Origin of the sequence: Alkalimonas collagenimarina (assembly GCF_030717845.1) — a bacterium.
Classification (GTDB): Bacteria; Pseudomonadota; Gammaproteobacteria; order Enterobacterales; family Alteromonadaceae; genus Alkalimonas; species Alkalimonas collagenimarina.
In genome coordinates this window covers 22,407-36,432 of record NZ_JAUZVZ010000007.1, presented here as the reverse complement: position 1 = coordinate 36,432, position 14,026 = coordinate 22,407, and the positions used below count along the sequence as shown (strand labels likewise).

The 14,026-nt window shown below is 51.1% G+C and carries 14 protein-coding genes; 7 read left to right on the top strand and 7 right to left on the bottom strand.

The window, feature by feature from the left end:
• Positions 1-11 precede the first annotated feature (11 nt).
• A complete protein-coding gene (locus Q3O60_RS06220) occupies positions 12-365 on the top strand; it encodes a VOC family protein (protein WP_305893040.1) in 354 nt (117 codons plus the stop codon).
• Between the two features lies 1 nt (position 366).
• Here Q3O60_RS06220 and Q3O60_RS06215 read toward each other — a convergent pair whose 3' ends face one another.
• The 3 genes from Q3O60_RS06215 to Q3O60_RS06205 are packed head-to-tail and all read right to left on the bottom strand — an operon-like array spanning position 367 to position 1,870.
• On the bottom strand, positions 367-1,098 hold the full coding sequence (locus Q3O60_RS06215; RefSeq protein WP_305893039.1) for a DUF4386 domain-containing protein: 732 nt from the start codon (positions 1,096-1,098) through the stop codon (positions 367-369).
• An 11-nt stretch (positions 1,099-1,109) separates the two neighbouring features.
• A complete protein-coding gene (locus tag Q3O60_RS06210) occupies positions 1,110-1,325 on the bottom strand; it encodes a helix-turn-helix domain-containing protein (protein ID WP_091341697.1) in 216 nt (71 codons plus the stop codon).
• 8 nt (positions 1,326-1,333) lie between these two features.
• Entirely contained in the window at positions 1,334-1,870 is a 537-nt protein-coding gene (locus Q3O60_RS06205; RefSeq protein ID WP_305893038.1) for a hypothetical protein, read from the bottom strand.
• Positions 1,871-2,084: 214 nt separating this feature from the next.
• Between Q3O60_RS06205 and Q3O60_RS06200 the strand changes: the two genes are divergently transcribed.
• Complete coding sequence (locus Q3O60_RS06200) at positions 2,085-2,363, top strand: type II toxin-antitoxin system RelE/ParE family toxin (protein WP_305893037.1); 279 nt, start codon at positions 2,085-2,087, stop codon at positions 2,361-2,363.
• A gap of 10 nt (positions 2,364-2,373) precedes the next feature.
• On the top strand, positions 2,374-2,670 hold the full coding sequence (locus Q3O60_RS06195) for a HigA family addiction module antitoxin (RefSeq protein WP_305893036.1): 297 nt from the start codon (positions 2,374-2,376) through the stop codon (positions 2,668-2,670).
• A 190-nt stretch (positions 2,671-2,860) separates the two neighbouring features.
• Here the strand turns inward: Q3O60_RS06195 and Q3O60_RS06190 are convergent, their stop codons facing one another.
• Positions 2,861-4,117, bottom strand: coding sequence for an acyltransferase family protein (locus Q3O60_RS06190; RefSeq protein WP_305893035.1), 1,257 nt, complete (start codon positions 4,115-4,117; stop codon positions 2,861-2,863).
• A gap of 121 nt (positions 4,118-4,238) precedes the next feature.
• Here Q3O60_RS06190 and Q3O60_RS06185 point away from each other — a divergent pair, with 121 nt between their 5' ends.
• Positions 4,239-5,138, top strand: coding sequence for a LytR/AlgR family response regulator transcription factor (locus tag Q3O60_RS06185; protein ID WP_305893034.1), 900 nt, complete (start codon positions 4,239-4,241; stop codon positions 5,136-5,138).
• Positions 5,139-5,263: 125 nt separating this feature from the next.
• On the opposite strand, the gene Q3O60_RS06180 is transcribed toward Q3O60_RS06185, so the two are convergent.
• The 3 genes from Q3O60_RS06180 to Q3O60_RS06170 all read right to left on the bottom strand — a co-directional run bounded on the left by Q3O60_RS06180 (position 5,264) and on the right by Q3O60_RS06170 (position 12,092).
• A complete protein-coding gene (locus Q3O60_RS06180) occupies positions 5,264-9,307 on the bottom strand; it encodes an efflux RND transporter permease subunit (protein ID WP_369812642.1) in 4,044 nt (1,347 codons plus the stop codon).
• Positions 9,297-11,627 (bottom strand): efflux RND transporter periplasmic adaptor subunit, encoded by a 2,331-nt coding sequence (locus tag Q3O60_RS06175; RefSeq protein WP_305893032.1) that lies wholly within the window; start codon positions 11,625-11,627, stop codon positions 9,297-9,299. The genes Q3O60_RS06180 and Q3O60_RS06175 overlap by 11 nt, the downstream gene beginning before the upstream one ends.
• Before the next feature lie 78 nt (positions 11,628-11,705).
• Positions 11,706-12,092 (bottom strand): hypothetical protein, encoded by a 387-nt coding sequence (locus Q3O60_RS06170; protein WP_305893031.1) that lies wholly within the window; start codon positions 12,090-12,092, stop codon positions 11,706-11,708.
• Between the two features lie 131 nt (positions 12,093-12,223).
• Here Q3O60_RS06170 and Q3O60_RS06165 point away from each other — a divergent pair, with 131 nt between their 5' ends.
• The 3 genes from Q3O60_RS06165 (at position 12,224) to Q3O60_RS06155 (ending at position 13,995) form a co-directional block, all read left to right on the top strand.
• Complete coding sequence (locus tag Q3O60_RS06165; RefSeq protein ID WP_305893030.1) at positions 12,224-12,598, top strand: hypothetical protein; 375 nt, start codon at positions 12,224-12,226, stop codon at positions 12,596-12,598.
• Positions 12,599-12,693: 95 nt separating this feature from the next.
• Complete coding sequence (locus Q3O60_RS06160) at positions 12,694-13,137, top strand: copper resistance CopC family protein (protein WP_305893029.1); 444 nt, start codon at positions 12,694-12,696, stop codon at positions 13,135-13,137.
• A complete protein-coding gene (locus Q3O60_RS06155; RefSeq protein WP_305893028.1) occupies positions 13,138-13,995 on the top strand; it encodes a CopD family protein in 858 nt (285 codons plus the stop codon).
• The last annotated feature ends 31 nt before the right edge of the window (positions 13,996-14,026 follow it).

The window sequence follows — 14,026 nt, the reverse complement described above, 5'->3', positions numbered from 1 at the left end:
GGAAACAGCCCATGAAACAAAGCAGAAAAATCAACTACATCGAACTGCCCTGCCGTGATATGGCAGCAACCAAGGCATTTTTTAGCCAGGTATTTGGCTGGGGTTTTATCGACTATGGCCCAGAGTATATGGCATTTGAAAACGCTGGCATCGATGGCGGTTACTACCAAAGTGAACAAAGGGCGCTGACCAAAGATGGCAGCGCTTTGGTGGTACTTTATAGCGCAGAGTTGGAGAAAACATTAAGCGCAGTGAAAGACGCTGGTGGGCAGATCCTGCAAGATATTTTCAACTTCCCCGGTGGTAGGCGCTTTCACTTTACTGATCCCAGCGGTAACGAATATGCTGTTTGGTCAGATGTTTAAACTAAGGCACACTTTGGTTCCCTCTCGCAACAGCCTGATGCCACTGTTCTTGATGAACACCTTTGAAAATCAGCCATAGCGCAAAAGTGAGTTCTGCGATAAAAGACAGTACAAGAATAGGAAATACCACGCCGGAAAGAGAAGGAACGATAAGCAAGATCAAGCTGTTGGTTAAATAACTGATACCAGCGACCATCAGAAAAACCCCAAGAAATTTCGGGAAATAGCCTGAGCGAAAAATAAGTGTTCCATAGCCAATACAGGCAAAACCAAAGAAGATAAGCCCAAGACCAAAGCCATAATCATGCAGACTTGCCAGAACCATAACCTGGGCATGAATTTGTTCGGCCGTAAAGGCAGACAAAATGTAAGCATTGTTCATAATGATTAGCGGTGCTAACAGCACCAATTTGTTGGCCACAAGCACAGCGGTTTGTACCAAATTAAAAGCGACAGAGAGCAAAGCCAAAGGTTTACTCACCTGCTTTAGTAAGAGGTATAGAATAATCATCACAGGGATGTCGAGCGCATGCATCAGCACATCACCGGTAATGCTGAGCCGCCAGCTGGTTTCAGCTTGCAGGATATTGCTGGCCGTTGTCGCTGCATCACCAGAAACAAACAACGGTTCTCTGATAAATAGATAGCCCACCAGACCAAGAAAAATGATCAAGAGATAGGACAACCCGGCAATTCTGGCATAAACGTTTGGTGAATCTGCAAATGAAGGCATTGATGAATTCCCTATAGTTCATCTTCGTCCTGGTAGACCAAAATATCCCCAGGTTGACAGTTAAGAGCCCGGCATATTTTCTCTAACGTATCAAAGCGTATTGCCTTCGCTTTTCCGGTTTTCAATACCGAGAGATTTTGCGGTGTGATATTGACCTTTTCCGCCAGGGTGTTTAAACGCATTTTGTTCTGAGCCAGAACAACGTCCAGGTTTACAATAATGGCCATGACAGCTCCTAAATCGTCATCTCTGATTCTTCGTTAAGATCAGCGCCTATCTCCAACGCCCACAGCAAGGTGTACATCAAACCAAAGTAGATGCAGGCAATGACAATTTCAGTGGTAAATGAAAAGTCCAGCCTTGAGTTGACTGAATAGTCGTAGATCAAGCCAAGTAACACATACAACCAGGACAACAGAAAAAACACGATACCACTGTGCAGCGCGCCCCTGACACTGCCAATGGCGTCAGGATCAAAAATATGTCCCTGCATAAAGTGTTTCATCAACTGTCGGAAATGATGATTGATCCTCAGCATGATGGTTAATCCAACGGCATACAGGACAAGAATAAAACCCTTGAACGGCAGGCTTATACTCTCGATAGGTATCAAAGCCTCACCAAGGTAAAGCGATCCGCTTGGTATAAATGCAATGGCAACAATGGCTGGCCACCCAAGGAAAAGTAGGTAGCGAAGACCGGTGAGCGCGATAAATAAATACCGGCTTAACTGCTTGATTTGCCGGGTACGGGAATGAGTTTGTATATCCATAGCGATTTCCTGATCAGTATTGACTTGAATCACCATAACGGCACAAGACCCATATATCAATATATTTTTACCGTTTATCAATAAATATATATCCCTAATAGGCAATTTTAGCTGTGAATAGGCTGATACTGGAAGAAAGTTTCCGCTTCTATCTACTTTTGAAAAATTGCGCGAACGCATTGACACTAATAACGCAAGGCGTTACTATCGTTTAATGATCATATCATTCAAGTGCAAAGATACCGAGAAGCTTGCAAGTGGTCGTCGAGTCAGGCGATTCGTCAATTTTGAGCGTGTTGCCTTAAGGAAAATACGGCAACTTCAGGCTGCAAGTCAGTTGGATGATCTTAAAGTACCGCCCGGAAATATGTTGGAGCCGTTGTTTGGTGATCGCCAAGGTCAGCACAGCATTCGAATCAACAAGCAATTCCGGGTTTGCTTCCGCTGGAGCAAGGCTGGTGCGGAAGATGTCGAAATTGTTGATTACCACTAGGAGGTTACTCATGCGCAACATTGATGCCGTAACGCCAGGCGAACTTTTGAAAGAAGAGTTTCTGCAGCCGATGGGGATTTCTCAATACCGCTTAGCTAAAGAAATTGGCGTGCCAGCCCAGAGGATCGGCCAAATTATTGCTGGAAAACGTTCGATAACAGCAGACACAGATCTCAGGCTCTGCCGCTTCTTTGGTTTATCCAATGGCTATTGGTTGCGAGCTCAGGCTGCCTACGACACTGAGATTACAGCAGATTTGCTGGAAGATGAGTTAAAGAATATTCGTCTCTGGAGCTCTGTGGCATAAATCAGCCACAGGGCCTAATCAACGGCACTTGCTGACGCCATTGAGTAGTTAACGTTGAGAGCTTATACATTATCGAACCTCTTATTTAAATTACATCACCGATAAAATTATAAACAACGAAAGGCAATGACCAGTTCCCCCTGACCTCAATACCACCATGCTGGATTTTGTTGCTCGCGAAGTCTACCGATCAGAGCAGTAATCTTAGCGCCAAAGGGCTGACTAACAGTAAGCCTAGCACGTAACCAAAGATGCGCTGTCGATCAGTAAAAACATAGCCTGTCTTTAATCCAACCAGGGCCGAACACCAGGGTAGCTGCCAAAAAATCCAGACAAAACAGAAAGAGCCAAGCACCGTCAACAACAACACAAGCGTAGCTTCCAACCAGGCTCCCAGCGCATAGGGCGTCAGCCAGAGTGCCACCACTATCAGCAGCGTCTGATGCAGCAGGTAACAAGGAAATATGGCTCGGTTCGCTACTGACAAATAGCGATGTGGTCGATTCAGATAACGCTGAGCCAACGCAAGCAACCAGCAGGTTACTGCCACGCCCTGCATCGAAAAGCTCAGGCGTAATGCAAATAACCTGCCCTGCATCAACTCAGGTGGTAACTCCGTCTGGTTAATGATGAAGTAGAGGCCACACAATAGCAGGTAGTTCAGACAGCAGAACCAACCCAGCCAGAGGCGGGCTTCTGATAGTCGCTGCCAAAAGACAGGCAGCTGCACTACCAACACCCCCAGCAGAAAAAATAGTAACCCTTGCAACTCGCGGACGCTATCACCACTAAACTGGTAACGGATCAACAGGAGCAGACCACTCCAGAGCACCAATTGCCAATGCAGGGACATACCGAACAGCCCTTCCAGCCAAGCTCTCAGATGCCGTATATACAAAAGTGGCGTGAGCAATAACGCCAGTAAAGTAAAGGTCCAGAGTGAGCGTAAAAACCACAGGTGATTCACATCAACGTGCGGCCAGACACCACGCTGGTAATCATTAAACAGCGGATGCTGCAAATCAAAAAATGCGCGATAAAATTGCCAGTAGCTCAGTTCAAGCCCATCCTTTTGCACCATTTCCGCATACAGCTGTGGAGGCACAATCAGCCATAGCCCTACCAGCAATGGCAGCAATAAAACCACCGTCCGCTTTAGCCCGAACACCAGGCACGATTTCCAGCCCAGATACTTTTGCAACACAGCAGCAAGCGCAAAACCGGAAATAAACCAGATTAAAAACATCCGCCAGGGGGACGACAATAACATCAGGTACTCAAGCGAGGATGATAAGTACTGGCTTTTGTAATGATACCCCCAGGATTCTACATACAGCATGCCAAGGTGATACAACATCAATAAACCAAAGGCCAGTACACGCAACCAGTCCAGATCGTGACGTCTGGCGGGATAAGGTTGAGGCATAGTTTTTACAGCAACAGGCATAATGACTCCCCGGATGTAGCTGATTTTAAATTATATGTCGTGCTAGTATGCATGGAGGTAGCAAACTGTCATACAGCCGCTCAGCTTAGGGGTGGCAAAATGGGATAACAGGTGGGATCGGATGACAAGCGGTAACTCTTTCTTGGTGCAATGGGTCCAGCGCTACCCCGTACTAACCGGTTATTTGGTATTTTTTTTGTTTCTGGCCATCAATGCTGCGGTTAATGTCAGCTCCACTTGGACAGAGCATCAGCGCGATCCTGCCAGCGAACTACTACTCTGGCAACCTATGCTCTGGGAATACAGCAGCGTAGTCAGCACTCTGCTATGCAGTCCATTGCTGTTTTGGTGGTTCAAGCAACACCCGCTACAATTTCAGGCGCCCATCCGGCAGTTGCTACTGCATCTCGCGGGTTCTGTGCTTTTTTCACTAAGCCATGTTGGCATTATGGTTACCCTGCGCAGTTGGGTCTATCAATGGCTCGGCAGCAACTACCAGTTTGGCCCACTCAGTCGTGAGTTGCTGTACGAATACCGCAAAGACGTCTGGGCTTACGTTGTGTTTCTTTGTGGTTATCAGTTAGCTCGTTTCGTCTACTCGCGCTTGCAAGGCGAGGCTTTCCAACTTGATACAGATGCTGGCGAAGATAGTAGTACAGGAGACAGTGGAACATCCGATGACTCCACCAAAGCGCCGGGTTACTTTCTGGTGAAGAAGCTCGATAAGGAGTACCTGATCCGGGTCGGAGATATCGCCTGGCTGGAAGCCAATGGCAACTATGTCAATCTGCATAGCAAGGGCAGGATCTATCCGATGCGTGCCACTCTGGCCGCTACCATGGCGCAACTCAACCAATCGGGCTTTTGCCGGGTACACCGCAGCCTGGCTGTCAACCTAAGCTATATTGACAGTATCAGCTACCAAAGCAGTGGCGATGGCTCCATCAGCCTCAGCTGCGGTCAACAGCTGCCACTTTCCCGCCGTTTCAAAGAGGATTTCAAAGCAGCCGTCGCGTCCTGAAGATACTCAGGCTATTTCACACCGAGCAACACAGTGCACAACTGATTGTTAAGGAAGCTTCGAACTGAAAAGGAGAACCAGGCCCACGCTGACTGCATGGGCCTTGTCGTTTTAGCAAACCACTTTTAGCTGCTTAGCCGTCGTTCTTCTACCATCCCATACAGCACGGGCACCATAAAGACACTAAGCAACACAAACAACATGCCGCCTAGTGTGGGAATGGCCATCGGGATCATCAGATCGGCGCCGCGGCCAGTGGCGGTTAGTACCGGCAGTAGTGCCAGCATGGTCGTAGCTGAGGTCATCAGACAAGGCCGGATGCGTTTTTGCGCTGCCTCCATCACCATGGCTCTGACATCGGCGCGGGTTTCTGGTTTAGCACTGGCAAATTGTTGTTTCAGATAAGTCGCCATTACCACACCATCATCCACTGCTATACCAAACAGCGCCAGAAATCCAACCCAAACCGCAATGCTTAAATGATAACCTTGTAACTGGAACAACTGGCGCATATTGGTATCGAACCAGTCGAGGTTTAAAAACCAGGGCTGGCCGAATAAATCCAGCATGATAAAGCCACCCGACCAGGCCACGGTGATGCTGCTGAATATCATCAACGCCGTACTGACGCGCTGGAACTGCAAATACAGCAGCATAAAAATCAGCAACAAGGACAATGGCACCACCCACTGCAAAGTGGTGGTAGCGCGCTGCTGGTTCTCAAAACTGCCGGCAAAGCTGTAACTGGCACCGGCTGGCAATTGCCAATCACCAGCATCCAGTCCAGCGGCAAGATACTCTGACACGGCATCCACCACATCCACTTCGGCCCAGCCAGCAACACTGCCAAAAGTTACATACGCAGTTAAGAAGGTATTCTCTGAGCGGATCATCTGCGGCCCACGCTGATAGCGAATGTCGGCCAGCTGCGACAGCGGTACCGGGTAACCGGTGGGCGTATCAATTAACACCTCAGCCAGCTGTTCCAGGCTATCACGTCGTTCACGCATATAGCGCACGGTAATAGCATAACGCTCACGCCCTTCCACCGTGCGGCCAGCATCCATGCCGCCAATGGCGGTAGCAATGGCCTGTTGTACCTGTTGCATGCTCAGACCATAGCGGGCAATAGCAGCACGATCCGGATGAATTTCTAAGTAAGGCTGGCCAACAATACGCTCGGCACTGACCGATGCAGGCTGTACCCCGGGTGCCTGGCGCATCATTTGTTCCAACTCTACTGCCAGCTCATCTAAAGTCGCAAGATCAGGTGCCGACAACTTAAGTCCCATAGCCGCCCGCATGCCGGTTTGCAGCATCAATAAACGGGTTTCTATCGGCTGCAGTTTCGGCGCTGAAGTCACCCCTGGTAGCTGCGCCGCCCGTACGATTTCCTGCCAGATATCATCCGGTGACTGAATATGCTGCCGCCATTGCCGGTACGGCCGGCCACGCGGATCTTCAATCAGCTGATCGTTCGCATCCCGGACGAACTCCCCCGCCCGGTTGTCATAGCGAAAATACAGCCGACGGCCTTGCTGATCAGTTTTAAACTCGCTGTGATACTGGATCACCGTTTCAATCATACCCAACGGCGCCGGGTCCAATGCCGTTTCAGCGCGGCCAATTTTACCGACCACAGAACGCACTTCCGGGATGGCCGCAATGGCCTGGTCCTGCTGCTGCAATACCGCCAGGGCTTCACCAATAGAAGCATGCGGCATTAAACTTGGCATCAATAAAAAGGCGCCTTCATCCAATGCTGGCATAAACTCACGGCCAAGCCCCGGATAGCGATGGGTTAAACCAACCCAGCTATCCGAGTGTCTGACATGCTCAGCATCACCGCCGAGTTTACTGTAGAGCGTGGGCACCCAGCCAAGGGTTTGCTGCGCGCCGAGCCAGACCGTGGCACCATAGCCCACCACCAGCAGTGGCAGACATAAAAACACCCACTTAAAACGTAGGCACGCAGCCAGCAACCTGGGATAAGCCCACAAAAACAGCAGGAAAAACCCCAGCACCCCACCAATGAGCAGTACCACAAACCACCAGTTTACCAAGGCTCCTGGCATAGGGCCGAGTGGTTGCCAGACCTGACTGAGCAGACTGATCGCGGCCAGTAGCAACACGATGATCAAAAACACATGCCCCAGCCGCCAGACAGAAAAGGGTAAAACGGCCCGAAGTTGTTGCAAACGCTGCTGCTGTTTCGCAAGAGCTGGCCAGCGCTTCAGCATGGCAGCCAGTAACCTTTGCTGGTATGCAGACCAAAACAAAACCGCGCCATAAAGCAAAGTGGCCAGCCAGAGCAAGCTATTGTTTAACCAGACACAGAGTAAGAGCAGCGCGGCCAGCAACCACCAGCGTCGGCTGCTTAGCAACCATTGCTGCCAGTTGCGAACCGCATCAGATTTCCGCCATTGGAATAGTAAGCAAAGCAGAACCGGCAATACGGTGAGCGCCAGAAAAGCAGCCGCCAGCAGCACAAACGTTTTGGTGTAAGCCAGCGGGCCAAACAACTTGCCCTCGGCACCTGTCATGGTAAAGACCGGTAAAAAGCTGATCACGGTGGTGCTGATGGCCGTCAGAATAGCCGGCCCCACTTCCCGGCCTGCTCGCATCACTGCATCAACGGCTTTCAGTTCAGGTTGCTGTTGTCGCTGCCGGAGCAGGTTTTCACTGACAATAATGCCCATATCCACAATGGTACCAATGGCGATGGCGATGCCTGCCAGCGCCACAATATTGGCATCTACCGAGAACCACTTCATGGCAATAAAACTCAGCAACACGGCCATGGGCAGCATCACGCTAACTGCCAGAGCGGCCCGGATATGCAGCAACAAGGCCAGTACCACCACCACGGTGACCAGCAATTGCTGTGTTAGTGCATCCTGCAAAGTGCCAAGGGTTTCATCAATCAGTTCACTGCGATCATAAAACGGCACTACCGTCAGTTGGCTTATAGTCAGCCACTCTGGCCAGTTCTCTGCCGACTGAGCACGTAAGAAGCTCTGCCATTCGCTTTGTACCGCTTGATCCCGGCCTTGCCAGCCGGGCAATTGCCAGTCACGGGCGAACGCATCCACCTCTGCCGGGCTGACCTGCTGCCAGTCGATCACGGCTTTAGCTGGTAAACCACGGCTAACTTCCTGCAAACGAGCTTTCACATTATCGATAGCCTGGCGTGGGTTATAGCCTTCACGTACCGTGACCACACCACCAACCGCTTCGGCGCCATTAACGTCCAGTGCGCCGCGCCGCTCAGCCGGGCCAAATTGCACTCTGGCGACATCCGACACCCGAATAGGTGTGTGATCTGGCGCCAACCGCACCACGGCTTGTTCGATATCAGCCAGTTGTTTGACAAAACCAACACCGCGGATCAGGTACTCAACGCCGTTAATCTCCCGGCTACCAGCACTAACATCCAGGTTGGATGCCATCACCGCGTCCGTCACCTGAGTCAAGCTGACCTGATGGATACGCAATAAATCCGGATCCACTTCAATCTGGTATTCACGCTGATAACCGCCAATCGAGGCCACTTCACTGATGCCCTCTGCGGCCAGTAAGCCATTACGCAGGTACCAGTCCTGTATCGTCCGCAGCTCATCTAAATCCCAACCGCCAGTGCTGTTACCGCCAGGATCGCGCCCCTCTAACGTGTACCAGTAGACCTGACCCAGTGCGGTTGCATCCGGTCCTAAAGTTGGTTGCACGCCATCAGGCAAAGCGGCAGGTGGCAAGCTGGCCAGCTTTTCCAGCAAGCGGGTGCGCGACCAGTAAAACTCCACATTGTCATCAAATATCACTGCGATACTGGAAAAGCCAAACATCGACAAGGAGCGCACATCTTTCACACCCGGCACTCCCATCAGGGCCACGCCAAGCGGATAACTGATTTGATCTTCTACATCCTGGGGTGACCTCCCCGGCCACTCGGTAAAAACAATTTGCTGATTTTCGCCGAGATTTGGAATGGCATCTACCGCTACCGGCTGCAGCGGCATGCCGGTTTTCCAGCCAAAAGGTGCATAAGCTACACCGGCAACTAACAACACTGCAGCCAACAGCAACACCAACAGTTTTTGCTGCACGCAAACGGCCATTAACCGGTCGAACCAATGATCGGATCTAACTGATTCAACACGCTCAGTGGTCATGAGCATCTCCCTGCGGATACTGCTGCTCAATGTCTCCACAGCGCAACATCATGGCACCATAATAAGGGTTCAATACATTATCCTGCGGCTGCAGCCAGGCAGCGCCTCGTCCACCACGGGCCATCGGACAATAGGCCCGATACCAGCCAGCAGCTAACACCCCCTGCTCTGCCAAAGTCAGTAATGCCTGTACCTGGGGATAATACTGTTCACGAGCTTGCTCCAGCGAGCCCACGTGATGGCTATGGCCTGCGCCTTGCTGCATGGCACTCACTTCTGACTTTAAGCTATCTGGCCAATCGATGGCCGCTATTACCTGATGAAAATCTGCCGCACCTTGTTGCCAGGCTGCCAAATCATCTTCAGTCAGTGCCTGGTACAAACGCTGATAAGCCTGCAACAGTGGTGCTTGCTGTTCATCCGTAAGCGTAAAAGAGGAGTGCCCGCTTCCATCAGCTGGATGCCCATTGGATTGATGTCCCTCGCGGGCAGGGAACTGTGTTTCCACATCCCCACAGCGCAGCATCATGGCGCCATAGTAAGGGTTCAGCACGCTATCCTGCGGTTGCAACCAGGCGGCGCCTCGTCCACCACGGGCCATTGGGCAATAGGCCCGATACCAGCCCGCGGCCAGCACGCCCTGCTCTGCAAGTGTAAGCAATGCCTGTACCTGGGGATAATACTGTTCACGAGCTTGCTCCAGCGAGCCGACATGATGGCTATGGCCTGCGCCCTGCTGCATGGCACTCACTTCTGATTTGAAGCTATCTGGCCAGTCGATGGCCGCTACCACCTGGTGAAAATCTGCAGCGCCTTGTTGCCAGCTGGCTAAATCGTCTTCAGTCAGTGCCTGATACAGCTGGGTGTATGCCTCAAGTAATGCCTTTTCTTTGCTGGTATCCAACTGAAAATCACTCGTCATCTCTACCGATGAGCTTCCCGTTGACTGGGTAGGCTGGGTTTCAGTCTGCCCAGCGTCCGCAGACCGGTGATGCGCGTGCGGATCGCCACCCTCGCCAGTGGCAGCCATCATGCTGGATAAACCGCGGATTTGCAGTTCACTATCAAGGCGCATAGCGCCTTTGCTGACCACCAGATCGTTTTCATTCAACCCGGCCAGAACTTCATAGTGATCGCCAAAACGACGGCCCAGCGTGACTTCACGACCTGCATAAGTTGGTCGTTCATCCTCCAGCTGCACATACACCAAAGCCCGTTCGCCAGTCAGTAACGCAGCCGAGACAGGGATAAGTAATACATCATCCTGGCTGCTTTTCAGCTGCGCTCTGGCCAACATGCCTGGTTTTAAGCGGCCATCGGGGTTATCCAGCTGAGCACGCACCCGCACAGTTCGGCGGCTTGCATCCACGACCGGCTCCAACAGCAACACTTCGGCGTGCAACTGCTCACCGGGTAAAGCCAACAGCTCGACCGTCAAGGTTTGACCAGGCACGATCAAGGCTAGTTGATGCTCAAAGGCTTCTAACTCTAACCAGAGTGTATCCAAACCCAGCACGGTAAAAAGGGGTTGTCCGGTCGTGACATAAGCACCGCTATTGACCAACTTATCCAACACCCGGCCGGACACCGGCGCACTTATGGTCACCGTGTCTTGCAAGGTTTCACTTTGCAGGATGGCTTCAATTTGTTCGCTGGGCACACCCAGTAAACGCAAGCGCCGCCTGGCTGCATCAAGCGTTGAACGGGCTGGCAAACTACCAGCCCGTGCACTGCCCTGAGCTGAAGATAGTTGCCCGGCCTGCACCAGCTCTTGCTGGATCACAATCAAATCAGGGTTAAAAATCTCCACCATCGGTTGACCAGCCGTAACATCCACCCCGGTACTATTCAGATACAACTGCTCAATCCGTCCGGAGCTCCAGGCACTGATGGTTTTAAGCTGGCTCTGATCGGCGGCTAGTTTACCCACAAGCGACAAACTGGCCTCAGCGCGCTGCAACCGCACCGGCGTCAGCTCAGGTTGCAACAAGGCGTGAGCTCGCGGGCTTAAACGCAGCACGGTGCCTTCTTCATCAGGTAGCGGCTCATCATCATCCTGCTCTACCGGAATTAACGCCATGCCACAAATCGGGCAGCGGTCGTCAGGGTTTTCTGAACGTACATGCGGATGCATTGAGCAGGTATAGATGGTGGTCGCTTCACCGCGCAGTGAAGCCAGTGGATCATCCTGCGTCACCGCAGAAGCATTCGCCGAATGATGATGCTCATGATCATGCTGATGCGGGGTAGCCCATACACCATAACTGAACATCATGAACCAGATTAACAACGCAGAGCGTCCGTTTTTTGAAGCCAACATAAAAAAATCCTGCCAGGTTAAAATCTAAAGCAACCACATGCAACAGCATGCAACCGACGATCAGAAAACCAGCAGATTTCAGATTAACAACAGAGATTTTTCTAAGTACAGAGGGGTCGTTCGGGGGTAAGGCGGGCCCTGAGCCAGATATAAACCAGCTTGCTCAACGGGGAGTTCATCCAGTGTCAGTTCAAGTACAGGCTCTTGCCACAACACAACAGGGGGAAATTCTAAGCCACTGCTCGTAACCGCATCCAATGCACAACCAGAACACAAATCATGGTTTGACATCAATTCAGCCGTAGTCGATAGCACTGAATGGCACGGCGGTGCATCAGACTGCGCCTCTGCCGGATGATGTTCAGCAAGTAACTGGCCACAAAATAGCAAACACCAGGACAAGGCAAGGCTGACCATCATCGGGATGACCCAAAATTTTTGCCGTTGTACAAAGGTGCTAAGCATGGCTAATACCTGAGTGAGAATGTGCTAAAGATACACCTAAATGCCATGACTGTCAAAATACAACAGACGAGTTTGCCTTTAACTGCAATTTTCGCTAAGGTTGCGTCATCGTCTGAAGAAGGTGCGCCTGAATGCGTTTTTCTGCCATTGTCCTGATAGCTACGCTGTTGCTAAAAAGCATAGCAGGCTTGGCTATGGCTGGTTGTCATGCTGATCATGGCACCATGGAAAATTCAGCCCCACTGCAACAACAGCTTCAGATAGAGTACAGTGAACCCGCTGCCAACGAGGACACTACTCGGCACGATATTACCGATATCGCCCCATCAGATGGTTACGCTCAGGCCTGTGCCATCTGCGCCAGCTGCTGTGTTCAATCTACCGCAGCCGATCAAGCAGATAACCTCCCTGCATTCGAACCTTCAGAATCATTGAGTGTCCATGCATTCAGTGACTTAAGTGTCAATCAATTAGCGTTATTTAAACCACCCAAACCATTCAGTTAACTCCCTTTCACTCGTTTTTTTAATGACTTTGGTTAGCCTGTGCCGGGCCATACCGAGTGCCTATACTGATCCACTAGAATTTTGAGGTAGTTTTCATGAATCGTTTTATGATGTTTTTTGCGTTAGTCATCCTTTGCTTTGCACCAGCCAAAGTGCTGGCCCATACCCCTATGCAGTTTTCGATCCCGGCTGATGGTGCGGTATTAAATGAACCAACCGCCGTAGTCATGCTGCATTTTGGTGATCCGGTGCGGATGCTGTCACTCGACCTGACACATCAGGATCAAGCGATAGAGTTTGGCTTTGAGCGCAATCGCCAGCCGACAGATCACATTGAATTTCCGCTACCGACATTAGCGCCAGGTCACTATCAGCTGGAATGGGCGGCTCTTGGCGCCGACGGTCACCGGGTATCCGGTACTATCAGCTTTCAAATAGATCCAGACGCTGAAGCATCGAACCCGGAACCTGAGTCAGAATCGCACCAGCATCATCACCATGCGATGCTGGCTGAGACTAGCACTGAGTTGGAAAGCTAAATGCAGTGGGAGCTTTGGACGGTTTTAAGCCGGCTAACGCTGTTCATTTGTATGGCGCTGACAGTGGGAGCATTGTTTTGCTGCTGGCTGTCGCGCCAACATAAATTAGAGCAGCCTGTTCACTGGCAAAGCTATCTGACCGTTGCTGGTCTGGGCGTATTGAGTGCAACTGCCAGTTTTTTACTCTTTATTGGCAGTATTGCCATGACTGGCGTCAGTGGCATGTTTGACCGCGAACTAATCTGGATGCTGCTGCCCGATGGCACAGGGCAAGCCATGCTATGGCAGTGGGCGGCCTTTACGCTACTAGCTCTGAGTCTGCTAATCAGGCACTACCAGCGGCTACAAGCGCTCATGCAATTGACTGTGGTGCTGCTGCTATTATTCAGCTTCACCCTGAGTGGGCATCTGCTTCAGCATGGTCTCATTGGACGGTTAGCACTTAGCTTGCACCTGCTTTGCATCGGACTCTGGATCGGCGCTTTACCGGTTTTATGGCGACTATGCCAACAGCAGTCTGCCAGCAAGCTACAACCCCTGATGCAGCAGTTCGGGCAACTCATGGTCGTTGTGCTGTTGCTGTTGATTGGCAGCGGACTGGGTATGTTATTACTTTTATTCTCGGAGCCAAGCCAACTCTGGCAAACAACCTATGGCCGAATACTGCTGCCTAAATTAGGCCTGGTCAGTGTGCTGCTGGGTCTTGGTGCCTTCAATAAATTACGTCTGGTTCCTGCGTTGCACCAACCAGCAGGCTTGGTTAGATTAAAAAAAACCATTGCCCTGGAAATGCTGCTCGCGGTGTCTGTATTCATCACAACTGTCGTATTAACAACCATCATAGGCTGGTCCAATTGACTGCTTAACTCTGGAATACTATCAACGATCC

Coding starts and splice junctions, on each gene's coding strand:
- Q3O60_RS06220 (WP_305893040.1), top strand. CDS start 12: ATGAAACAAAGCAGAAAAATCAACTACATCGAACTGCCCTGCCGTGAT.
- Q3O60_RS06215 (WP_305893039.1), bottom strand. CDS start 1,098: ATGCCTTCATTTGCAGATTCACCAAACGTTTATGCCAGAATTGCCGGG.
- Q3O60_RS06210 (WP_091341697.1), bottom strand. CDS start 1,325: ATGGCCATTATTGTAAACCTGGACGTTGTTCTGGCTCAGAACAAAATG.
- Q3O60_RS06205 (WP_305893038.1), bottom strand. CDS start 1,870: ATGGATATACAAACTCATTCCCGTACCCGGCAAATCAAGCAGTTAAGC.
- Q3O60_RS06200 (WP_305893037.1), top strand. CDS start 2,085: ATGATCATATCATTCAAGTGCAAAGATACCGAGAAGCTTGCAAGTGGT.
- Q3O60_RS06195 (WP_305893036.1), top strand. CDS start 2,374: ATGCGCAACATTGATGCCGTAACGCCAGGCGAACTTTTGAAAGAAGAG.
- Q3O60_RS06190 (WP_305893035.1), bottom strand. CDS start 4,117: ATGCCTGTTGCTGTAAAAACTATGCCTCAACCTTATCCCGCCAGACGT.
- Q3O60_RS06185 (WP_305893034.1), top strand. CDS start 4,239: ATGACAAGCGGTAACTCTTTCTTGGTGCAATGGGTCCAGCGCTACCCC.
- Q3O60_RS06180 (WP_369812642.1), bottom strand. CDS start 9,307: ATGACCACTGAGCGTGTTGAATCAGTTAGATCCGATCATTGGTTCGAC.
- Q3O60_RS06175 (WP_305893032.1), bottom strand. CDS start 11,627: ATGTTGGCTTCAAAAAACGGACGCTCTGCGTTGTTAATCTGGTTCATG.
- Q3O60_RS06170 (WP_305893031.1), bottom strand. CDS start 12,092: ATGCTTAGCACCTTTGTACAACGGCAAAAATTTTGGGTCATCCCGATG.
- Q3O60_RS06165 (WP_305893030.1), top strand. CDS start 12,224: ATGCGTTTTTCTGCCATTGTCCTGATAGCTACGCTGTTGCTAAAAAGC.
- Q3O60_RS06160 (WP_305893029.1), top strand. CDS start 12,694: ATGAATCGTTTTATGATGTTTTTTGCGTTAGTCATCCTTTGCTTTGCA.
- Q3O60_RS06155 (WP_305893028.1), top strand. CDS start 13,138: ATGCAGTGGGAGCTTTGGACGGTTTTAAGCCGGCTAACGCTGTTCATT.